At 63.7% G+C, this 21,516-nt stretch carries 25 protein-coding genes; 12 read left to right on the forward strand and 13 right to left on the reverse strand.

Annotation, left to right across the window (positions count from 1 at the left end):
- Positions 1-63: 63 nt before the first annotated feature.
- On the forward strand, positions 64-945 hold the full coding sequence (locus CSW57_RS09605) for an alpha/beta fold hydrolase (RefSeq protein ID WP_099382598.1): 882 nt from the start codon (positions 64-66) through the stop codon (positions 943-945).
- Positions 946-1,140: 195 nt separating this feature from the next.
- Positions 1,141-2,706 (forward strand): MFS transporter, encoded by a 1,566-nt coding sequence (locus CSW57_RS09610; protein WP_099382599.1) that lies wholly within the window; start codon positions 1,141-1,143, stop codon positions 2,704-2,706.
- On the opposite strand, the gene zwf is transcribed toward CSW57_RS09610, so the two are convergent.
- On the reverse strand, positions 2,703-4,175 hold the full coding sequence (zwf, locus tag CSW57_RS09615; protein ID WP_099382600.1) for a glucose-6-phosphate dehydrogenase: 1,473 nt from the start codon (positions 4,173-4,175) through the stop codon (positions 2,703-2,705). The genes CSW57_RS09610 and zwf overlap by 4 nt on opposite strands.
- 98 nt (positions 4,176-4,273) lie before the next feature.
- Entirely contained in the window at positions 4,274-4,711 is a 438-nt protein-coding gene (locus tag CSW57_RS24675) for a hypothetical protein (RefSeq protein WP_223249155.1), read from the reverse strand.
- A 583-nt stretch (positions 4,712-5,294) separates the two neighbouring features.
- On the opposite strand from CSW57_RS24675, the gene CSW57_RS09625 reads away from it, so the two are divergent.
- Positions 5,295-5,708, forward strand: coding sequence for a hypothetical protein (locus tag CSW57_RS09625; protein WP_099382601.1), 414 nt, complete (start codon positions 5,295-5,297; stop codon positions 5,706-5,708).
- A gap of 51 nt (positions 5,709-5,759) precedes the next feature.
- Here the strand turns inward: CSW57_RS09625 and CSW57_RS09630 are convergent, their stop codons facing one another.
- Entirely contained in the window at positions 5,760-6,320 is a 561-nt protein-coding gene (locus CSW57_RS09630) for a TetR family transcriptional regulator (RefSeq protein ID WP_099382602.1), read from the reverse strand.
- Between CSW57_RS09630 and CSW57_RS09635 the strand changes: the two genes are divergently transcribed.
- Entirely contained in the window at positions 6,298-7,155 is an 858-nt protein-coding gene (locus CSW57_RS09635; protein ID WP_223249156.1) for an SDR family NAD(P)-dependent oxidoreductase, read from the forward strand. The genes CSW57_RS09630 and CSW57_RS09635 overlap by 23 nt on opposite strands.
- A gap of 33 nt (positions 7,156-7,188) precedes the next feature.
- Here CSW57_RS09635 and CSW57_RS09640 read toward each other — a convergent pair whose 3' ends face one another.
- On the reverse strand, positions 7,189-7,611 hold the full coding sequence (locus CSW57_RS09640; RefSeq protein ID WP_099382604.1) for an SgcJ/EcaC family oxidoreductase: 423 nt from the start codon (positions 7,609-7,611) through the stop codon (positions 7,189-7,191).
- Positions 7,612-7,726: 115 nt separating this feature from the next.
- Entirely contained in the window at positions 7,727-8,272 is a 546-nt protein-coding gene (locus CSW57_RS09645) for an NADPH-dependent FMN reductase (RefSeq protein WP_099382605.1), read from the reverse strand.
- Between the two features lie 239 nt (positions 8,273-8,511).
- On the opposite strand from CSW57_RS09645, the gene CSW57_RS09650 reads away from it, so the two are divergent.
- Entirely contained in the window at positions 8,512-9,369 is an 858-nt protein-coding gene (locus tag CSW57_RS09650; RefSeq protein ID WP_099382606.1) for an arylamine N-acetyltransferase family protein, read from the forward strand.
- Here the strand turns inward: CSW57_RS09650 and CSW57_RS09655 are convergent, their stop codons facing one another.
- On the reverse strand, positions 9,370-10,143 hold the full coding sequence (locus CSW57_RS09655; RefSeq protein WP_189339199.1) for a nucleoside phosphorylase: 774 nt from the start codon (positions 10,141-10,143) through the stop codon (positions 9,370-9,372).
- Positions 10,144-10,286: 143 nt separating this feature from the next.
- On the opposite strand from CSW57_RS09655, the gene CSW57_RS09660 reads away from it, so the two are divergent.
- Positions 10,287-11,576, forward strand: a complete 1,290-nt coding sequence (locus tag CSW57_RS09660; protein WP_099382608.1) for a serine/threonine-protein kinase — start codon at positions 10,287-10,289, stop codon at positions 11,574-11,576.
- Positions 11,577-11,666: 90 nt separating this feature from the next.
- Positions 11,667-12,020, forward strand: coding sequence for a VOC family protein (locus CSW57_RS09665; RefSeq protein WP_099382609.1), 354 nt, complete (start codon positions 11,667-11,669; stop codon positions 12,018-12,020).
- A 62-nt stretch (positions 12,021-12,082) separates the two neighbouring features.
- On the opposite strand, the gene CSW57_RS09670 is transcribed toward CSW57_RS09665, so the two are convergent.
- Positions 12,083-12,280: a hypothetical protein gene (locus CSW57_RS09670; RefSeq protein ID WP_099382610.1), complete on the reverse strand. Its 198-nt coding sequence runs from the start codon at positions 12,278-12,280 to the stop codon at positions 12,083-12,085.
- 70 nt (positions 12,281-12,350) lie between these two features.
- On the opposite strand from CSW57_RS09670, the gene CSW57_RS09675 reads away from it, so the two are divergent.
- Entirely contained in the window at positions 12,351-13,349 is a 999-nt protein-coding gene (locus CSW57_RS09675; protein WP_099382611.1) for a helix-turn-helix domain-containing protein, read from the forward strand.
- 37 nt (positions 13,350-13,386) lie between these two features.
- Here the strand turns inward: CSW57_RS09675 and CSW57_RS09680 are convergent, their stop codons facing one another.
- A complete protein-coding gene (locus CSW57_RS09680) occupies positions 13,387-14,499 on the reverse strand; it encodes a carboxylate-amine ligase (protein WP_223249157.1) in 1,113 nt (370 codons plus the stop codon).
- A gap of 177 nt (positions 14,500-14,676) precedes the next feature.
- Here CSW57_RS09680 and CSW57_RS09685 point away from each other — a divergent pair, with 177 nt between their 5' ends.
- On the forward strand, positions 14,677-14,970 hold the full coding sequence (locus CSW57_RS09685) for a hypothetical protein (RefSeq protein ID WP_099382612.1): 294 nt from the start codon (positions 14,677-14,679) through the stop codon (positions 14,968-14,970).
- Between the two features lie 25 nt (positions 14,971-14,995).
- Complete coding sequence (locus tag CSW57_RS09690; protein ID WP_099382613.1) at positions 14,996-15,298, forward strand: hypothetical protein; 303 nt, start codon at positions 14,996-14,998, stop codon at positions 15,296-15,298.
- Positions 15,299-15,499: 201 nt separating this feature from the next.
- On the opposite strand, the gene CSW57_RS09695 is transcribed toward CSW57_RS09690, so the two are convergent.
- Positions 15,500-15,943 carry an Hsp20/alpha crystallin family protein gene (locus tag CSW57_RS09695; RefSeq protein ID WP_030166227.1) on the reverse strand — a complete coding sequence of 148 codons (444 nt, stop codon included), beginning with the start codon at positions 15,941-15,943 and terminating at the stop codon, positions 15,500-15,502.
- Positions 15,944-16,095: 152 nt separating this feature from the next.
- The gene (gene nadE / locus CSW57_RS09700) at positions 16,096-16,932 is read right to left on the reverse strand and encodes an ammonia-dependent NAD(+) synthetase (RefSeq protein WP_099383275.1); all 837 of its coding nucleotides are present in this window, start codon (positions 16,930-16,932) and stop codon (positions 16,096-16,098) included.
- A gap of 105 nt (positions 16,933-17,037) precedes the next feature.
- On the opposite strand from nadE, the gene CSW57_RS09705 reads away from it, so the two are divergent.
- Both CSW57_RS09705 and CSW57_RS09710 read left to right on the forward strand, forming a co-directional pair.
- The gene (locus tag CSW57_RS09705; RefSeq protein ID WP_099383276.1) at positions 17,038-17,544 is read left to right on the forward strand and encodes a CinA family protein; all 507 of its coding nucleotides are present in this window, start codon (positions 17,038-17,040) and stop codon (positions 17,542-17,544) included.
- Between the two features lie 54 nt (positions 17,545-17,598).
- Positions 17,599-18,207 carry a flavodoxin family protein gene (locus tag CSW57_RS09710; RefSeq protein ID WP_099382614.1) on the forward strand — a complete coding sequence of 203 codons (609 nt, stop codon included), beginning with the start codon at positions 17,599-17,601 and terminating at the stop codon, positions 18,205-18,207.
- A gap of 24 nt (positions 18,208-18,231) precedes the next feature.
- Here CSW57_RS09710 and CSW57_RS09715 read toward each other — a convergent pair whose 3' ends face one another.
- From CSW57_RS09715 to CSW57_RS09725, 3 genes are all read right to left on the reverse strand, one after another.
- The gene (locus CSW57_RS09715) at positions 18,232-18,951 is read right to left on the reverse strand and encodes a pyrimidine reductase family protein (protein WP_099382615.1); all 720 of its coding nucleotides are present in this window, start codon (positions 18,949-18,951) and stop codon (positions 18,232-18,234) included.
- Between the two features lie 22 nt (positions 18,952-18,973).
- Positions 18,974-20,290: an NAD(P)/FAD-dependent oxidoreductase gene (locus tag CSW57_RS09720; RefSeq protein ID WP_099382616.1), complete on the reverse strand. Its 1,317-nt coding sequence runs from the start codon at positions 20,288-20,290 to the stop codon at positions 18,974-18,976.
- A 114-nt stretch (positions 20,291-20,404) separates the two neighbouring features.
- Positions 20,405-21,340 carry a methionyl-tRNA formyltransferase gene (locus tag CSW57_RS09725; protein WP_099382617.1) on the reverse strand — a complete coding sequence of 312 codons (936 nt, stop codon included), beginning with the start codon at positions 21,338-21,340 and terminating at the stop codon, positions 20,405-20,407.
- Positions 21,341-21,516: the final 176 nt, after the last annotated feature.

The following is a 21,516-nucleotide window of genomic DNA, read 5'->3' on the forward strand; positions in this document are numbered from 1 at the left end:
CGGTGGCGGCACGATGTCTCGGGCCCGTAGCCTTCACATCACCATCGATGTGAAAGGGGCACCATGGCTTCGGAGTTCGACCTCCTGACCGAGAACGCTGCCGAACTGGATATCGACCTCGATCGCATCCCGGAGGTGACCCGCATCGACACCGATGTCGACGGCGCCGTGGTCAGCAGCGTGCGGTGGACCGCCGGGTCCCCCCGCATCGTCTTCCTCCATGGTGGCGGACAGAACGCCCACACCTGGGACAGCGTGATCCTGGCACTGGGCCTGCCTGCCCTCGCCGTCGATCTGCCGGGGCACGGCCACTCCGGCTGGCGAGAAGACCACGACTACCGTCCGCAACCGAATGCCGTCGCCGTCGCTCCGGTCATCCGTGACCTCGCCCCCGATGCCGAACTGGTTGTCGGCATGTCGTTGGGCGGACTCACCACCATCGCCATCACCACACTCGAGCCCTGCCTCATCCGGCGGGCCCTCATCGTCGACGTGAGCCCCGAATCGCCGAAACGGGTCGAGCAACTGAGCGGAGCCGATCGAGGCACGGTGGCCCTGGTCAGTGGACCCGACACCTACGACAGCCGTGACGAACTGATCGAGCTCACCGCCGCAGCCGCACCCGGACGCAGCAGGTCGTCGATCCGGCGCGGGGTCATTCACAACACGCGCGAGCTCGACGACGGCCGCGTGCAGTGGCGCTACGACAAGATGCGCGAGAGCATCGAACCCGGGCCACTCTGGGATGCCCTGTCCGCCAGCACCATTCCCTTCACGCTGGTCCGCGGCGGTGCGTCCGCTTTTGTCACGGACGACGATGCCGCCGAGATCGTCCGTCGACGGCCGGGCACCGAGGTCATTTCCGTACCCGGAGCGGGGCACTCGGTGCAGAGTGATGCCCCGCTGGAGTTGGCCGCGATCATCCGGTCGACGCTGGGATTGTGAACGCACAACGCTCCCCTGGGTTGCTCTGTTGAACACGGCCCGAAGACTGCGGAACAGTTCGGCGATCAAACTCTGAACTGCGGTCTCGGTCGCGGGATACTCTTTGCGCACCCCGTTTTTTTCCTGTGGATGTTCGTTCGATCATCGAGTCAGACTGCTTGTCAGGTGCCCAGGCACCGACGAAGGGAGTAACCCTTGACGGCCACCGTGACATCGGAAGCACCACCACGCGCGAAGGTGGTGCTGGGCACCCTGATACTGGTCGCGGGGGTGGCCAACATCAATCTGGCGGTCGCCAACGTCGCACTCCCCGACATCGGCAGAGCCTTCGACGCGGGTGCCACCGGCCTGAACCTTGTCGCAGTGGGGTATTCACTGGGATTGGCCGCGTCCGTGCTGTACTTCGGCGCTCTAGGCGACCGGCACGGCCGTAAACGCATGCTTGTCTTTGGCATGTTGTTGTCGATCCCGGCCTCGTTGGTGGCCGGCTTCGCACCCTCGATCGAGGTGCTGTTCGCTGCTCGCCTGGTGGGCGGAATCGCTGCCGGACTGGCCTTTCCGACAACGCTGGCGGTCATCACCGCACTATGGTCGGGCCCGAGTCGCACTCGCGCCATTGCCGCGTGGTCGGCTCTGGGTGGCGCGATCTCCTCACTGGGGCCGATCGTTTCGGGTGCATTGCTCGAGGTGTTCAGCTGGCACTCGGTGTTCCTGGTGACACTGCCGCTGGCCGTGGTGGCACTGGTGGCCGCGATATTCCTCGTACCATCCGATTCCGGCGACGCGTCCGAGTCGGTGGACAATCTCGGCGGCGTGCTGTCCATCGTGTTCGTGGGCGCAATGATATTGGCCCTCAACTTCATCCCGATGTTGGGCGCCGGATCGGCGGTGGGTGTGCTGGCCGCGATTTCTCTCGCCGCCGGTATCGCGTTCTTCGTACGGCAACGTCATGCCGCCACACCGTTGTTCGACCTCTCGATCGCCGGCCGCCGGACCTTCTGGGTGGCCGCCTTCGGTGGTGTGGTCGTGTTCGGCACGCTGATGGGCGTGATGTTCATCGGTCAGCAGTATCTGCAGAATGTCCTGGAGTACTCGACGTTGGAGGCCGGCACCACCATTGTTCCCGCCGCGATCGGAATGGTGCTCTTCGCGCCGTTGTCCGCTCGGATGGTCGAGGCGCGTGGTTCACGCATCACCCTGCTGGTCGGATTCGCGTTCATTCTCGCCGGTCTCGTTGCGGCGTTGACGATGTGGACCGAGGATGCGCACTACTGGCAGATTGCGGTGGCGTACGCATTGGTCGGAATCGGAGTCGGCTTCGCCGGCACACCGGCATCACGGTCGCTGACCGGATCGGTGCCACGCTCGCGCGCAGGTATGGCGTCCAGCATGTCCGACCTGCAACGCGATCTCGGTGGGGCCATCATGCAGTCCATCCTGGGTGCAATCCTGACCGCCGGATACGCCCGCGACTTCTCAAAGTCGATCTCGGATTCGCCTGACGCGTCCAAGGTCACCGACGAGACCGAAGCCGCTCTGACCAAATCGTTTTCGAGTGCCGAGGTGCTGGCCGAGCGTTATCCCGAGTACGGCAAGGAGATCATTGCCGGCGCCCGCGATGCGTTTGTCCACGGCGACCACCTGGCCTATGCCGCGGCGATCGCCGTGGTGCTGGGCGGCGCCGTGGTGGTGTTCTTCGGATATCCCAAGGTTGATGACGAACGCCGACTCATGAAGGAGTATGCGCGCGAAGGTTCTTAGCTTTCCTTCTTGTTGCGCCAGATCCTCTCGAACGGCAGGCGCCAGGCGTGGGGCGCGATGAGTTGATGAATGGCGTTCGGCCCCCAGGAGCCCTGGTCGTAGCTGCGCACCGGTGGCGGGTTCTCGAGCAACGGCGTCGAGACCTCCCACAGGCGCTCGATGCCTTCGGCTGTTGTGTAGAGCGTTCGATCGCCCTTCATCGCGTCGAGGATCAAGCGCTCATACGCCTCGAGCACAAGTCCCACCTGATCGGTCTCCTGCATCGCGAACTGCAGACTCAGCTTGTCGAGTTTCATACCCGGTCCCGGTCGCTTGCCGTAGAACGACAGCGATACCTTGAACGCGTCGGCCAGATCGAACGTGAGGTGGTCCGGACCTTGCTGTCCCACACCAGAACCCGGCGGGAACATGCTCTTGGGCGGCTCGTGGAAGGCAATGGAGATGATGCGCTGGCCTTCGCCGAGGCTCTTGCCAGTGCGTAGGTAGAACGGCACGCCGGCCCAGCGCCAGTTGTCGATCTCGGCCTTCAGCGCCACAAACGTCTCGGTCTCGGATTCCGGCGCTACGCCGGGCTCGTCACGGTAGCCGGCGTACTGGCCGCGCACCACATTGCGTGGGTCGAGGGGTCGCATGGATCGGAAGACCTTGTTCTTCTCTTCGCCGATCGGTCCCGGCGCCAGAGCGGTGGGGGGTTCCATCGCCACGAACGCCAGGATCTGGAAAAGGTGTGTCACCACCATGTCCCGGAACGCGCCTGTCGACTCATAGAAGTGGGAGCGGCCCTCCAGTGACAGCTTCTCTGGCACATCGATCTGGATGTAGTGGATGAAGTTGCGGTTCCAGATCGGTTCGAACAATCCGTTGGCGAACCGGAAAGCCAAGATGTTCTGCGCCGACTCCTTGCCGAGGAAGTGGTCGATACGAAAGACCTGCTCTTCCTTGAACCACCGGTGAATGGAGGCGTTGAGAGTTACCGCACTCTCGTGGTCGGTGCCGAATGGCTTTTCCATGATGACGCGGGATCGCTTGACGAGATCGGCCGCGTGCAGCATCTCCAGCACTGCCATCGCCGCCTTCGGCGGAACGCTGAGGTAGTGCAACATGCGCGCTTCGCTGCCGAGCGCATCGAGTTGCACGCGTACGCCGGCCGCGAGCGCCTCAGCCCCGTCGCCCTGCGGCACGTAGGTCAGGTGCTTGGCGAACTCGGCGGCAGCCTCAGGCGTGAACATCCGGCTGGAGAACTCACTGCAGGCCTTGATCGCGACCTCGCGGAACCCCTCGGTGTCGAAGTCGTCCAACGATGTACCGACGATCCGCAACTCGGGTGCCAGCTTCGACAAGAACAGATGGAACAGACCCGGCAACAGCTTTCGCCGAGCAAGGTCACCTGTGGCGCCGAACAGTACAACGACGTGGGGGGCGAGGTCACGCCTCTCTCTGCTGCCGCGGGCCTCGATCAGTTCGGTCACACCAGTGATGGTCCCACCTCGGGGGCATTTGAGCGCGCCAACTGTCAGTTGGGCCGGGGGAGCATCGAATTGAGGGAGCCGTGCGGTCTCGGCGCGCTCTAATCCTCCAGGTATCCAGTATTGGGGTCGATCGAGCTGAGAAAGTCTCGGATGGAGCTGCGGTAGTGACCGAGTGTGTCCTGTTGCTGTGGTGGTCGACGTTTGGTTGCCTGGTCTGCTGGGACTTGCGCGGTCTCCAGCGCACCTTCCGAGAATCCGTATCCGGGGTTGGGTCCACTGTCCCAGTTGTAGTCGTGCCCGCCGCTGCGTTCGGTGACGGTGAAGGTTTGGCCGTCGACGGTGAGGGTGATCGGCAGTTGCGGGACGGCGCCGTCGGGTGCCGCAGGGTCTATCGAAACCGGTGGACCGGAATTCGTTGATGTGATGCCCGGCCGCAATTCGGATGTGCTGGGAGATCCCGCGTCAGTATCGCTCGTGGCACAGGCGGCGAGCATGCATACGGCAATGGTGAGCGCCGCGATACCGGATGTTCTCATGTGGTCCCCCTGATCGGTGCCTGCCAGGAATTGTGCAGCATTGGTTCGGCACGCTGTGAGCGCGTCGAACTTCCTGTGCGCCGATTCCCTCCCGCCATTGAACTGGGTACTTCGGATCACCGCGAACGGGCCATCCTGGTACTCAACATTCCAGCATCAGGTCTAGGCTCCGGTTGTGCTGGCACTGAGGGCGGTCTGGTGGAGTTTGGCTCTGGCCGCAACGATGACGGCAGTCGGTCTAATCATTGCCTTGGTGCAGCAGTTCGTTCAACTGCCCAGTCCAAGAAGTACATTCACGCGTCGCCCACCAATGACGACGCATACGGGACCTGCACACCCCGTGTGAGACAGCGATCAACCCGGAAGGTCGGCGCGACGTTCACCGATTATTTCGTCAGCTACACGAAACTTATGGTGCCGCAATCCGTTACGCGCATCAATAGATGATGCGCTGGCGCCGCATTCTCAAACTGAGTCCACAAGGGTGCCGCCTGACATGTTTTCGCCATTTCGGCGGTGTTGCGTTTACTGCACGGCGTACAGTCCGGGATAAAGCGTAGTGACAGGCCAAGGGGGCAAATCCATGCGTAAAGATAAAACTGTTCGCACAATCGGCGCCGGGGTCGTTGCAGCCGCAGCTGCGGGATTCTTAATCGGTGTCGGCCCCGCCGCTGCCGCACCGGATACCGGATCAGCCGGTGGGGGCAGCGCTGACCTAGCACTGACAATTTCCTCGAGCTTCGACACCTGCCATCTGACGGTCACAAACCGCGGCCCCGACACCGCCTACAACGTCATCGCTGGGCCCAGCAGCCTGGTCGCACTGCTGGCAGGTGGGCCGCCGCGGTATCTCGGCAACATGACCGCCGGCCAGCAACTGACCGAGAGCTTTGGAGGTTGCGGCTACATCGCCGGGACGCCCCTGACGTACTTCGCGCTGTCCACCACCGGCGACCCCGCCCCAGCGAACAACACTGTCACGTACAACGTCAATTAGCCGCCTGGGTTCAACAGCAGTTCGGCGTGCGGCATCTGGGACGCCTTCGACTCAGGATCGGGCCTGCAACATCCGCTCGACTGCGGTGACCACTGATTGCCGGTGAGCAGCAACTCCATCTCCATCAGTCTCGTATTCGTCAAGTCCGGTAAGCCCTTTGGGCGACAGCTGCCAGGCTTGCGCGATGGCGTAGATGAAGACCAGAACGTCGACGGCCGACAATGGTTGGGCCGAATCCGTCGCGACGGCGAGGGCCTTGTTCCGGTAGATCTCGCTGGGCTCAGCAGTTGCTTCTGGCCGTTCGAGCTGAGCCCACATGCTCAGCCGAAGTACTTCGGGGAAACGCTGATGATGGTCGAACACGTCACCGGCCCAACCGGCAAGGTCTTCAGGGCGCGGCGGGACGTTCTCGGCCATCCGACGTAGCGCCGCGGCCAGGGTCGCGTCGAACAAGCCGCTTTTGCCGCCGTAGTACGCGTAGATCATCCGAACGTTGCTCTGCGCTTTGGCAGCGATCCGCTCTACCCGCCCACCCGCAAATCCGTGCGCGGAGAACTCGTCGGTTGCCGCAGCGAGGATCCGTTCCTTGGTGGCTTCGGCGTCGCGGGCCATGGTTCACTCCCTGCTTCGTGTTGACGGGCATTCCAACACGATCTACCTTACAAGTAAGTATTCATTTACTTATCTGACTGGAGCAGCCATGACCCGTATTGCCCTTGTGACCGGCGCCAACCGTGGACTCGGACGAGCGACCGCGCTCGCACTGGCCAGAAGCAAGATAAGAGTCGTCGCGGCCTCGCGGGGCGGTGGGAGCGAAGTCGTGGATGAGATCGTCGAATTGGGCGGCGAAGCCATCACGGTTCATCTGGATGTCGCGGACCTCGCCTCCATCGAGGCGGCACGTGTCGCTGTGCTCGCCGGCGTCGAGCGCGAGTGGAGCGCCAGCACCATCGACGTGCTCATAAACAACGCCGGGGTGGGCCTGTTCGCGCCGCTTGGCGCCATTACGGCCGATGACTTCGACGCCACCTTTGCCGTCAACGTCCGCGGTCCGCTTTTTGTCACCCAGGCTTTCCTGCCACACCTGTCGGAAGGGGCAAGCATCGTGAACGTATCGAGTTCGCTCAGCCGGCACGTCAGCCCGGCAACCTCCGTCTACGCGGCATCAAAGAAGGCCCTCGAAGCTCTTACCCGCAGCCTCGCTGCCGAACTCGGCCCTCGGGGCATTCGGATCAACTCGATCGCGCCCGGCCCCACCGCAACCAACTTCAACGGTGGAGCCATGCGCGACGACGAAGCGATGCGCGCGGCACTGTCCGGACAAACCGCGCTCGGCCGAGTGGGCGACCCAGCTGAGATCGCCGACGCGATCTCAGCCCTGGTGTCCCGCGAGTTCCGCTGGGCGACAGGTGAACGCATCGAAGTATCCGGCGGCGTGTTGCTGTGACCGGGCCACGGGCCCTCTAGCTCGTCGATCGATTCATACGACGAGTGTGTTCTGCCGGCGCCAAATCGCCCAACGACCCTCGCGACGGACAAAGACATACAACGCGTTCATCTCCGGGGGCCTGCCGTCGCGGGCGTCCGCCGAGGTGGACCACGCGTTCTTGCGAGCGACGATGACGTCCTGGGCCAGCAGCGTGACATCGACCAATTCGTAGTAGGCGGTCGCGTCTCTCAGAAACCCTGACGTCAGGCCATCTTTCGTGGACTCCTCAATGGCCCGGCGACCTGAGAGGACCGCCCCACGGGCGTTCACGACGACCGCGTCCTCGGCAAGATGCAAGTTCATCTGAACAGGGTCGTTGTTGTTGAACCCCTCTTGAACATCGGCGATGATCCTTCGGATTGCGTTGACATCAGCGGTCTCTGGCGCCGCCATGCGGTCTGTTTGTTGAGTCATGACACGACGCTAAGACTTCAAGTGAGCATGAAGTCAACACGTCCACGTGCGATTGGGCGATTCGTTCGATTTCATGCGCACCTGGCCCGCATGAGGGCCGGCCAGAAGTGAGGCGCTACTCCCCTGACACCTCGGCAGATTCGACCTCCACGACCGCACCTGCCACCGTGGTCAAAGACGCAAACACCTTCGCGTACCGAGCAACAGCTGCGGCGATGAACTCGTCGAGTCGGGGCAGGTCGTCGATCACGAAGTACAGACCGCGGCCCGGCACCACCGCACCGAGTTCGGCGAGCAGTGGTAAGAGTGTGATCTGGGGAGCGAGCGAATGCGTGAGATCGCCGCCGGTGAAGACGGGGATCGCGACCACACCCTGCAGCCCATCGGTTCCGTAGCGGTCGAGGAACGCTTTGAGCAGACCCGTATAGGAGGCCTTGTACGTGGGCGTCGCAAAGATCACGAGGTCGCTGTCGGCGACCGCGGTGGTCACCGCCTTCAGTCGCTCCGACGACCACTCGAACAATTCAGACGCGTAGTCGGCGAGTTCGATCACCTCGAGGTCGTAGCTGCCCGGCGTCAGCAGCGCCGGCACCAGCGCCTCCGCCACAGTGCGGGTCCGCGACTGCGGTTTAGGGTTTCCGACGACTACAGAGACTTTCACGTGACTCACTCCAGACATGACGGTGCCGGTCGGGTTCGACCGCCGGTGACCTTACGACACGAACGGCCCGTTGCCACGGGTTTGTCTCAGCAAGGTTTGAACTGCTGGTGCTCCCTCAAATCTGCCGTATACGAGAACACCGAGGGAATATTGCCCTCGGGAGGCCGCTTTCCAACAGGTTTCAGTGGATCCCCCGCCCCCTTGACTTCACCCGGACTTGAAGTTGGACCATTCTTGTCATGAGCACACTTCCGGCACCCACGGTCACGAACTCATCCGGCCTCGACATCGATGCCTATTTCCGTCGCATCCATCACCTCGGCCCGTCGACTCCGACAATCGAAACACTGCACGCGCTGGTGGCAGCGCACACCCGGACCATCCCGTTCGAGAACATCGATCCCCTGCTCGGTGTGCCGGTGGCCGACCTCAGCGCCGCGGCGTTGACCGAGAAGCTGGTGTACCGGGGGCGCGGGGGATACTGCTACGAACACAACGGCCTGATGCGATACGTACTGTCGGAGTTGGGCTTTGAGGTTGACGCATTGACCGGTCGCGTGGTGTGGATGCAGGCCGACGACCACTTACCGGCGCGGACTCACCAAGTCTGCGCAGTCACCATTCCCGGTGTCGCCGGCAGATACCTCGTCGACGTCGGCTTCGGCGGCCAGACGTTGTCATCGCCCATCCGAATGGTCACCGACGAAGTGCAGTCGACTCGTCACGAGCCCTACCGGATCCGACGCCGCGATCAAGAGTTGGTGCTCGAAGCACTGATCCGCGACGAATGGCAGCCGCTGTACCGGTTCACCGAGGACCCGCAGCCGCAGATCGATCTGGAGGTCGGGAGCTGGTACGTCTCGACTCATCCAGAGTCGGTCTTCGTGGTCGCATTGAGTGCGGCCAGGGTCACCGACGACGCGCGGTGGAATCTGCGCGGCCGCAACTTGGCGGTACACGGACGCGATGGCTCGTCGACCCGCACCCGTCTCGGATCGGCCGATGAGGTCATCGAGGTGCTGCAACGCGACTTCGGTATCAATCTCGACGGCATGAACGGCCTCCGAGACCGAGTCGAGAAAGTTCTGGACACCTAGTCACAAGTCAAGTGCCACAGCGGTATCCAGCGCCACTTCGATGCTGCGCATCCAACCGTCCTTGAGTGCCGAGTCCTTCTTGTCATACACACTGACGCCGTCGAGGAGGTTGCTCGAGCAGGCGCAGATCATCCCCGCACGCAGACCGCGCAGCTTCGCCACCACGAACAGCGCAGAGCTCTCCATCTCCACGTTGAGAATCCCCATCGCGGTCAGCTGCGCTATCCACTCCGGGCCCTCTGCGTAGAAGGCATCGTCGGTGGCGTTGATACCCGAATAGACGCCGAATTCGCCCCGCTGCTGCCTCATCGACTCGGCGGTTCGACGCAGCTCGGCGGCGATCCCGATGTCGGGCACCGCCGGAAACCCCGGGTGCACGTATGCGGCGGTGGTTCCGTCGTTACGGAGCGAACCTTCGCTGACGAGAAGGTCGCCCGGCTCGATACCCGGCTGCAGTGCGGCCGAGCTGCCCACGCGGATCATGGATGTGACGCCCACGCGGGCGAGTTCTTCCACCGCGATCGCCGTGGAAGGACAACCCATTCCGGTGGAGGTCGCGGTGATCATCTTCCCGCGATACATGCCTGTCATGGTCCGATGTTCGCGGTTGTGTGCGACCTCGGTGACGTCGGTGAGGAACTCCGCCACAAACGGCACCCGAAATGGATCCCCCGGCAGCAGCGCCACGCTTCCGACCTCGCCGGGCGCTATCCCGATGTGGTACTGCCGGGCACCACGCCCCGCGGCAGTCTTGTCGACGATCTGCTCTGACACGATTTTCCATCCCGTCCTCAGGAGCGTTCACGCTCCCACAGGGCACGGGGCCTCGCCACTCGAAGCGGGTCTCGACAGTTCGATCCGCAGCTGAAACCACTAGCGATCGCGAAACCCGAAACAAAGGGCGCTAGCGTAAGGGGATGCCCGCTCCCGAAACGCTCGCCGGCCGCTATGAACTGCGCGGTTTGCTCGGCCACGGCGGCATGGGTGACGTGTACGACGGGTGGGATCTGCGACTCGGACGCCCGGTGGCGGTGAAAGTGCTGCGCTCGGATCTGGCAGCAGCAGCCGATATCCGGCTGCGATTCGAGAGCGAAGCCCGTACCGCTGCCACCATCAACCACCCGAATGTGGTGGCCGTGTACGACAGCGGCGAGGACGGTGGGCGCCCGTTCATTGTCATGGAGCGGCTACCGGGACGAACCCTGGCCGACGAGATCGCGGAGGCTCCCGTGAGCCCGGACCGAGTCCGGATGGTGCTCGCCGACGTCCTGTCCGCCCTCGGTGCCGCGCACGCAGCCGGAGTCCTGCACCGCGACATCAAGCCGGGAAACGTGCTGTTCAGTACGGCGGGCGCCGTGAAGGTCACCGACTTCGGCATCGCAAAAACGGCGGAGTCCAACCAGACCGCAACCGGTGAAGTGCTGGGAACAGTGGCCTATCTGAGTCCGGATCGGATCGAGGGCAAAGCGGCCGGTGTCACCGACGATCTGTACGCGGTCGGCGTCATGGGATACGAGATGGTCGCCGGGTTCCGTCCGTTCGCCGGCGACAACATCTTGTCGGTGGCGCGGGCCATTTTGCAGCACGACGCGACTCCGCTTCGCGCGCTGTCGCCCTCTGCCGATCCGATGCTCGTCGGAACAATCGAACGTGCGATGGCGCCGGACCCTGTTGCGCGTTTCCCCGATGCCGAGAGCATGCGGCGAGCACTGCTGGTTCAACCGATGCATCCCCCCGCTGCGCCACTGATGCCCGCGGCCGTTCCGCCTGCGACCCGGGCATTCACCTCGCCCATCCCGCCATCTGCTGCCTATGCGGCACAAGCGGTACCAGCACCCACGTCGCGGTCTCGGCGTAGGCCGCTGGTGGCAGCAGCCATGGTCGTTGCCGCGGTTGTCGCGGTGGTGGCCGGCATTCTGGCGGTGTCACTCGGGTCCGATTCCTCCGATGCCCCGGCGACCACACCGAGCACCAGCGCCTCCACCTCGAGCGTCCCGCAACTCGCACCGGCGCCAGTGACCACGGCGACAGTGCCCCCCACCACCACGAGCACGCCTGCGCCCATCGCGCCGCCTCCCCCCGTTGCCCCGGCGCCCGCAACCAACGGCGACGAGAAGCAGAAAGAGAAGGAGAAGGGCAACGGCAACGGGAACGGGAACGGCAACGGCAACGGCAACGGCAACGGCGAGAAGAAGAACGACAACTGAGCGCGCAGTGCGCAGCCAGGCCACTGCGCTCATCCGCCGGAGCCGGCTCATTCGCGGTATAACCCAACTACCCGATGGAGAGAGGCCGCCATGTCGCTGGAAGTGCTCGGTATCAGTTTCGACGCGCAGAACGCCGCGGCTCTTGCCGGATTCTGGTCGCGCGTGCTCGCCCGCGATCTGGGAGAAGACGCCACGGAGGAGTTCGCTTCGATCGCGCCGAGCAAGGGCGACGGGGGACCGCTGCTGATGTTTCGCAGGGTTCCCGAAGGCAAGACGGTCAAGAACCGGGTGCACTTCGACCTGAAGGCGGACGATGTGCAGGCTGAGACCCGTCGCCTGATCGCCCTGGGTGCGCGTGAACTGCGCTCATTCGGGGAGAACAACAACCAGTGGGTCAGCTTCGCCGACCCCGAGGGCAACGAGTTCGACCTCGTTCCTGCCTAGTTCCAGGGACGCATTCTTCCCGGAATACCCAAGCCCTCGAGTCACACCCGGGCCGTCGTCGGTCAGTGTGAGCAGGTGTCTCTCGTCGCGAACCTGTCACCGATCTCGACTTCCCAGAACTCGCGCTGCCGAACCCTGGCCACCGACTCCTCGGACGGGGTCTTGTTGTGAGCCAACGCGCTGGCCGCGTTCACCCCTGCCGCGAATTCTTTGACAGCTCGCCAAAATCGTTGCATCACAGTCACGTTCTGTTTGTCCATGTACCAAGGGTGGCGACTATGACCGGCAACCAGAAGTGGCACTGATGCCGATCTTCGTTAAGATAGTGACATGTCTTCCCAGCGATCCCGTCCGGGGTCAGCACGCACCGTGGCCATCCTCGCCTACGACGGGATGACCGCTTTCGAAATGGGCATCGCCGCCGAAATATTCGGTCTTGCCGAGCTGTCCGAAGCATTCTGGCCGGGCATGGTGCGTCCCTGGTACTCGGTGCAACTATGCACGGAGACAGCCGATCCGGTGAGAGTTGTCGGCGGGGCAACCTTGAAGGCAGCATTCGGACTCGATGAACTCGCGGCAGCACACACGGTGATCATCCCCAGCATCCGCGACATACACGCTCCCATCTCCCCCGATGTCGTCTCCGCAGTCCAGAAAGCCGCGGGGCGTGGCGCACGCCTGGTCTCCATTTGTTCTGGCGCCTTCGTGCTGGCCGCAGCCGGGGTGTTGGACGGGCGACGAGCAACCACCCACTGGCGTTACGCAGATCAGCTCCAGCAGCGCCATCCAGACATCGAGGTGGACCGCCTACCGCTCTACATCGACGAGGGCGATGTGCTCACCAGTGCCGGTTGCTCGGCCGGGCTCGATCTGTGCCTGCACATCGTGCGCAACGACCACGGCCCCTCCGTCGCGAACGAGGTGGCGCGAAGCCTCGTGATCGCGCCGCATCGTTCAGGCGGTCAGGCCCAGTTCATCGAGAACCCCCTTCCCGCTGTCGAGGAGGACACCGCCATCACCGACAGCATGGCCTGGGCGCTCGCACACATCGACCGTCCGCTGAGCCTGGACGACCTTGCCGCCCAGTCGAGGATGTCGAGGCGCAGCTATCTGCGCCAGTTCACCAAGACCACCGGCACCACACCGATCAAGTGGCTGATCGCCCGCCGGATCGATGTGAGTCTGGAACTGCTGGAGACATCATCCGAACCGGTGGAACGCGTTTCGGCGCTGGTCGGATTCGCATCTGTTGTGACATTTCGACATCACTTCACCCGGTTGATGAACACCACGCCAAGCCAATATCGGGCGACCTTCCGAGCCGGGTGATCACCGCACCCACCCTTGTGTCAATAGACTCCTCACTTCAGCGCAACGTGTTGGTATCCATGGTGCGCGCCGCGGCGTGCTCGACAACCGCCAAAGCGCCGCACCGCTCGAAGACCTCGCGTTGCTGCATCGCGCCGTTCCCATGGCGGAACAGACTGTGCAGCGAATCCTCTACTGCCGCACGCTCCCCCAGGCAGTCGAGCGCGGGACCGATGTGAGCGAGCATCCTGTCCACGGCGACGCGCGTCGGAACCATGCTCCCCGAGAGCAGGTCCGGACAGTTACCGGTCAGGCCGTCGCGTGCTGCCCTCCATTTCGCCAGGCGAACGTCGTCCGAACTGACCGCCCTCGCGGCGGCGGTGGGGCCATCAGCAAGGGCCGTCATCACCAGCGCGCGCACCACGGTGGCATAGAGCACCGTCTCGTCCACTGTCGCGGGAACATCACTGACGCGAACCTCGATGGTCGGAAAGTTCTTGGAGGGACGCATATCCCAATAAATCATGCCTTCGTCCAGCGCGGCGCCCACCTCGAGGAGTCGTGCGATGGCAGCGGCGTAGTCTTCCTCTGATTCGAAATGAGGGGGAGCACCTGCACTCGGCCATCTCGACCAGAGCATGGTCCGCCAGCTGCAGTACCCGCTGTCGGATGCTCGGTGAATGGCCGAATTGGCGGTCAAAGCAACAAGAATGGGCAGCCACGGCCGCAGCGAGTTGCTCACCTCGATCGCACGTGCGCGGTCGGGCACCGCTACATGCACGTGGCATCCGCACACGCCCTGTTCAGCTGCAATCAGGCCGAAATTCCGTGCGATGCGCTGATAGCGGTCAGTTTTGGACACCGGCTGGCGGTCTCCGACGATCGGCGGCACGCCCACCGCGAGCACTCGGCCGCCCACCTCCTGAGCCGCGGCACCGGCTTTGCTCCGACTCTCTGTGAGGTGCCCCCTGAGGTCGGCCACGGAGTCGAGTACCGGAGTGGCGGTCTCGATCTGGCACGGCGTCAATTCGAGATCCAGCTCGAGCCCCAGGGTTTTTGCGACGTGGGCAACCGCAGCGCTTTCCATGAACGGTTCACCCGTCGACTCATCGACGAGCAGCAACTCCTCCTCGACGCCGAACGTCGGGACATCCAACCCTGTACTGGCCACCGCACACCTCCTCAGGCCCCCAACGACCCCGACCGACCCCATCCGTGACACTCACCGGCACGTCAGTGAGAGGTACCTCCGCATCGATCGCGGCAAACGGCCGGTAGGGGTGGGTTTCGGGCGCGGCCGCGCCGGGTATCCGTCAGCCGAAGGACTGATGTCAACCTGGAGGACGACATGGATCAGCGTACGAAGGACGAAACCCGCAACAAACTGTCTTTGCCAGTCGGCTGGTCGGGATTTGTGGCCGTCGCCGGTGGTGCCGCCTGTGTCGCGATGGCGATCTTGACCCTCGCCGGCGGGCACGTGATCGCTGCCGTCGTCCTTGCTGTGGGCGCAGTCCTGTTGTTCGGGTGGGGCTATGTCGCCTTCCGCGCAACCGACAGTCTCAAAGACAATCACGTGTCCGAGCTCAAGGCACGCCGCGACCGGGTGCGCTATCGCGCAAAGTACCCGCGAAAGAACCGTTGACCACTACGCGACCCGAGGCTTGTCGATGACCGATGACGTCGAAAAGCGCTGGAATGACCGAACGGCCTACCGCGCTGCCGTCTTCTACGACCTTGCGGTGATCGCTGCGGCGTTCGGATGGCTGATCATCTACCTGGTGGCCGATCCGGCCAGTTCGGTGTGGGCGATCGGAGTTCCGGCCATCTTGCTACTGGGCGGTTTGGGCGCGTTCGTCCAGACCTACCGCGTCTGGAAGCGGGGAGGCGGATGGCCCGTGTGGCAAGGAGCTGGATGGTTCTTGTTCGTTCTGATGCTGCTGACCCTGAGCTTGCCCGTCACCGCCGATTGATATTCGCTCCGTTGAGTTCTCACACCTGTGCCCCCGGCCAAACGGTCGGGGGCACAAGTGTTTGCGTTATCTCGAGGTTGTCATGACATTCGCCCACCAGTCGTTCAACGGACTGGGCTCGGGCCAGATCACGGTTTCATCCAACTCCACAGCATCACCCCTCTTTCGCGGTTGACCAATTGCGATGTCAGTCAGTGGTTCTCAGGACGAACTCGTCTCGATCGACTTCTGCGAATCCGTATGGTTGATCGAGATGCGGCGAGGCTTGGCCTTCTCGGCAACCGGGATGGTCACCGACAACACACCGTTCTCATAGCTCGCCGTGATGCCCGCCGCGTCGATTCCGTCGCCCAGCGTCAGCTGGCGCCGATACGTTCCGTAGAACCGCTCACTCGACATCCACTGGACGGAGTCTTCCGACCGGGCCGTCCGATGGGCGGTGAGGGTCAGCGTGCCATTGTCCACGCTTACGTCCACCGAGCCCGGGTCCACGCCCGGCAGGTCGGCGGTGAGAACGTAATGGTCCTCGACCTTGTAGAGGTCCATCGGCATGAACCTCGGCGTTCGAGATGACCCCACCGCCTGGCCGGTCAACAGTCCCCGCGCCAACGTGTCCACATCACTGAAAGGATCAAACCGAAGCACAGCAACCCACCTCCTGCTCGACACTTCGGCCCGCCACCCTGGCGGGCAGCCAATCACTGTGCACTACATTTTTAGCACTCATCAGCGGTGAGTGCCAAGTACTTTTTTCGACGAGTTGTGCACTCGCACACCACCTCCCGGTTCGACGACGGTCAGCCCGTCGGATCCCGCCACCACAGGTCGGTGGGGGCGACCGGAACGGTGCGCTTGTGCCTGGTCTTGACGAAGGCCTGCTCGATGGTCTTGGCCGCCTCGTCGGAGACCGCCTCTCCGGTCAGGTACGCATCGATCTCGCGGTAGGTGACACCCAGGGCCTCCTCGTCCGGGATCGCGGGCCGGTCGTCTTCCAGATCGGCGGTGGGCACCTTGGTCCACAGGCTGTCTGGTGCCCCCAGATGTTCCAGGATTCGCGCTCCTTGCCCCTTCGTCAGTCCCGAGAGGGGAACCACGTCAGCGCCGCCGTCGCCGTACTTGGTGAAGAATCCGGTCACCGCCTCGGCCGCGTGGTCGGTACCCACGACGATGAGGTTCAGCTGACCGGCCACGGCGTACTGCACGATCATTCGCTCACGCGCCTTCACGTTGCCACGGACCAGGTCGGTGAGCTCGTCGATACCCAGCGCAGCGGCGGTGGCCTTGGCTGCGGCGTCGGCGGTGTCCTTGATGTTCACGCTGATCGTGCGGGTCGGCTTGATGTAGTCGATGGCGGTGTCGACGTCGGCCTGGTCGGCCTGTACGCCATACGGAAGCAATACCGCCACGAACTCGGCTGATCCTCCCGACTGGTTGATCCGGTCCACCGCCAGCTGACACAGGCGTCCGGCCAGCGAGCTGTCCTGCCCACCACTGATACCCAAGACGAAACCGTTTGCTCCGGCGTTCTGCGCATAGTCGACCAGGAACTGCACCCGGTTCTCGACCTCCGCGGCGACATCTATGTCAGCGCGGACGTTCAACTCGTTTCGGACTGTGTCTGCGAGGGAATACATAACTTCACCGTAGCCGGGGTACACCTGTCCTGCGAACCGAATGGCAACTGCTGCACGATGTTTGCAGCAGCGATGCACCACGCCCCAAAACACCGTGAGGACAACATGATTGCCGATCCCGACGACCGAGTTCCGACCGAGGACGAGGTGCAGGAGCTGTGTGAGGAACTGGCGGAGTTGGCGGGCGAGCACGATCTGACCATCGCGACCGCCGAATCACTCACCGCAGGTAACCTCGCTTCGCAACTCGGCCGGGCGACGTCGTCCGGCGACTGGTATTGCGGCGGCGTGATCGCCTATCGCAAGGAGGTCAAGTACTCGCTGCTCAAGGTGCCCGAGGGGCCGGTCGTCAGCGAAGAAGCTGCTCTGGCGATGGCCCGCAGCACGGCAGAGTTGATGGGTGCCAACCTCGCAGTCGCGGTCACCGGTGAGGCCGGACCTGAACCACAGGAGGACAAGGAACCCGGGACGGTCTGGTTCGGCGTCTTCGATCATGGCTCGGTGGATGCCACCAAAAGGGTCTTCGACGGCGACCCGCCCGACGTTCTGGCCGCGACAGTTGCTGCCTCGGTGCGCATACTCGTCGACCGGGCGAAGTCGTCTGGCGAGTAGCAGAACGGCCGTGGCGCCATGTTTGGGTGCGCCGGCGATGGCTATTCCACACCCATGCCTGAACTCAGCGCCCTCGCCCTGATCTGCAGCCTCAAGCCGTCACCTGCGCCATCGAGCACTGAGTTGCTCGCCGGACAGGTGCTCGCCCAACTCGAGACCCATGGGGTGTCTGGCTCGAAGATCCGCGTGGTGGACCACGACGTGAAGCCCGGAGTGGAGGGCGACATGGGCGACGGCGACGAGTGGCCGGTCATCCGCGAAGCGATTCGAAAAGCCGACATACTGGTCGTGGCGACTCCGACATGGGTCGGTCACATGTCGAGTGTCGCCCAACGTGTTCTCGAGCGCCTGGACGCGGAACTGTCGGAAACCGACGATCAAGGACGGCCTGCCATGGTGGGCAAGGTCGCGGTGACCGCCGTGGTCGGCAACGAGGACGGCGCACACAAGATCACAGCAGATCTTTTCCAGGGGCTGAACGACATCGGTTTCACGATTCCGGCGCAGGGCGGAACCTACTGGAACGGTGAGGCGATGCAGGGAACGGACTACAACGACCTCGACGAGACACCTGAGCCCGTGGCCACCACCACGGCCACCGTGGCGAGGAACGCGGCCCACCTGGCTGCGCAGCTGCAGTTGACCCAGTACCCGCCCTACTGACGTACCACCGACGACCTTTCCGGATCAGCGGGTGTACCGCAGGTAGAGAAAGTCGTTGTGCGAGAGCACATGTGTCAGCTTCATCCGTCGAGGCCCGCCCAGGGTGGTCCTAGACCTGGGCGATCCGCCCTGCCCGCCGGCAATCATGGGTGACACCGTCACGCACATCTCGTCGATGAGGTCGTGCTCAGCCAGGGCCTGCAACAACGACGGTCCGCCCTCACACAGAATCCGCCGAAAACCCCTCGCTCGCAGCGCATCTATCGCCTGTGGCAGATCCACTCGGTCGTGGCCGGCGACGATGGTCTCCTGATCGGCGCCCCGATTACTCGCGCGGGCGGCCACCGAAGTCGTGATGATCAACGGTGGGGGCTCCACACCGAACAGCCGGGATTCGCTCGGCAGCCGCCCCTTGGTGGTGACCACCGCAACCGGCGGCGCGTCGGTGAGACCGAGCTTCGCTCGACGGAGCTGCATCTGCCTGTGCGTGAGGATCACTCGGCCGTACGACTCCGCACGCACGGTTCCCGCTCCGACGAGCAACACATCAGCAAAGGCACGTAGATCCAGAAGCAACTGGTGGTCGGTCGGATCGGATATCGCGGCGACGCGGCCGTCGAATGCCGCCTCGTTGTCCAGCGTGTTCACCATGTTGACGCGAACACCGTCAGGCGGATCGCTGTAAAAGTCGATCGGCGCCACCGTATCTGCCGCCGTCAGCACGGTGACCTCGGTGTCGCTCATCTCGCGCGGTCCGGAGGGCCCGTCACGTGTACGGTTTACGGGCCGTCTCGGGGTCACCATAGGTGATCGCGCGTTCACGCCTCGATCCGGTCGCCAGCGTGGCCGCCCAGTTCATCAGGGTGCCGGTGCGATTACGGGCACCGGAGAGGAACGCGATGTGGATGACTCCCCACGAGAGCCAGCCCATCATCCCCGACATGTGGAGCGGACCGGCCTGCACCAGTGCGTGATGCCGGGCGATGTAGGCCGCGTTACCCAGGTCTCGATACTTGAACGGTCGTCTCTTCTTGGTCTTGCCCTCCACCGCGGCGGCGATCACCGCGCCGGCGTGCCGCCCGCCTTGCATGGCGACCTCGGCAACGCCGGGAAGTTTGTTGCGCGACATCATGTCTCCGACAACAAACACGTTCGGATGCCCAGGAACACTCAGGTCCGGCTCGACCGCGATCCGCCCCGACCGGTCCTGCTCAGCGCCCAAGGCGGTGGCCAGCGTCCGTGCGAACGGAACCGCTTCCACGCCTGCCGTCCACAACACCGTCCGGGTGTCGAACCGGGTCTTGGTCTTCGGTTCGGCCTTGGTGGTGATCTCCACGTCCGTGGCGGTCACGTCGGTGACGTGCACGCCGAGGTGGGTCTCGACCCCCACCTTGTCGAGTGTGCGCAGCGCGCTGTCGCTGAGCTTGCTGTCGAACGACTCCAGAACCCGCTGTCCACCGTGCAAGAGCAGCACCCGCGCCTCACCCGGGTCGATCGACCGGAACTCGTGTGTCAGTGCGCGCGTGGCCAATTCGCGGATCTGCCCGGCGAGTTCGACACCGGTGGGCCCGCCGCCCGCAACAGCAAAGGTCAGCCAGGGTTTGCGTTCTTCCGGTGTGGGCAACGATTCGGCCATCTCGAAGGCGGCCACCAGCTTTCGGCGGATGGTCAGCGCGTCGTCGAGGGTCTTCATGCCCGGCGCCCACTGGATGTACTCCTCGTGACCGTGGTACGCCTGCTGCATTCCTGCAGCCACCACGAGGTAGTCGTACTTCAGCTCGAAGGTCGATCCGTCGAAGCGGCTCGCCGTGAGCACTCGCGCCTCGGTGTCGATGGCGTTCGCCTCACCGAGCGCGACGTGCGCGTTGTCCTGGTTGCGCAGCAGGTGCCTCAGAGGACTTGCGATGGAGCCTTCCGACAGCAGGCCGGTGGCGCATTGGTACAGCAGCGGCTGGAACACGTGGCTGGTGCCGCGCTCGACAACGGTCACCGCGACATCGGCGCGCTTGAGGCGCTTTGCCGCGTAGAGACCTCCGAATCCTCCACCCACGATCAACACATGGGGCCGGCCGGGTGCAGTCATTCGGTGTCAACTCCTTTCGCTGCAAGACGGCGCAGCGATACCCGCTTGTTCACAACTCGAATCATGTTATGCGGTTCGGGTCGTGACGGGGTCTGACTCAGGCCGCGCGCGGCGTCACGTCAGATAGCCGCCACCGCGTGGGAAGAAATCTTTCCCCGCATGCTCCACACCGTCTTCGGTCCGCAGTCGTTCCACGACCAGTCCGTGGTTCTTTCCGCGGTATGCGTCGGATCCGGCCACGATCACCATGCCGTCCCCCTCGTGGATGAACACACGGCCTGGGGTGCCGCCGTAGATGCCTTCGGAGACCGAGGCCTTGGTGATCCGAATGCGCTCGCCACGGAAGTGGGTGAAGGCGTTGGGGTAGGGATCCGATTGGGCGCGGACGAGGCGATCGATGTCCTCGGCGGGCCAGTTCCAGTTGATCTGACTGTCGATGTCCGCGCGCTTGTGGAAGAAGGTGCGGTCCGCGAGATTCTGCGGCTTCCAGACGGCTTCACCCGACTCGATGAGGTCGAGGGCCTCGATCAGGACCTCGGGGATGATGTCGATGGTTGCGCGTACGAGATCGGTGGCCGTGTCACGAGGCCCGATGGGTACCGACCGTTGCACCACCACATCGCCGGTGTCGAGGTCGTCGTCCATCCGGTGGGCGGTCAGGCCCACCTCCTTCTCCCCGCTGATCAGCGCCCAGATGACCGGCGAGAAACCGGTGAACTTGGGCAGCAACGAGTCGTGCAGGTTCAGGGTGCCGTGCGGCGGTAGGTCGAAGAGTTCACGCGGTAGCCAGGTGCGCCAGTTGTTCGCGACGATGATGTCGGGCTCGGCGTGTTTGACCTGCTCGATCAGTTCGCTGTCGGGTCGTTGCGCGAGGTGGACGGGGATGTTGTTGGCCCGGGCCAGTTCCTCGACGGAGTCCGACCAGATGGACTCGTACGAGTGCTCACTCGGCGGGTGGGTGACGGCCAGAACCACCTCGTGATCCGACTCGATGAGTGCTTCGAGAGTCTTGTGTCCCCAGGTCTGGTAGCCGAAGGTCGCTACTCGCATGAAACTGGCCTCTTCAGTCGTCGGAAGTACGTGGCGCCCGCGAGTGCACCACAAATGTGCGTTCAGCTTGACCGACGGAGATAGGTTATGCAAACCTACATTCACCATTGAAGTTAGTGCAGCATTCCCTAAACTCACCCAGCGATGCAATGGGGCCTCGCCGAGTGGGTCAGCGC

It is taken from the genome of Williamsia muralis (genome assembly GCF_002735905.1).
Classification (GTDB): Bacteria; Actinomycetota; Actinomycetes; order Mycobacteriales; family Mycobacteriaceae; genus Williamsia; species Williamsia muralis_A.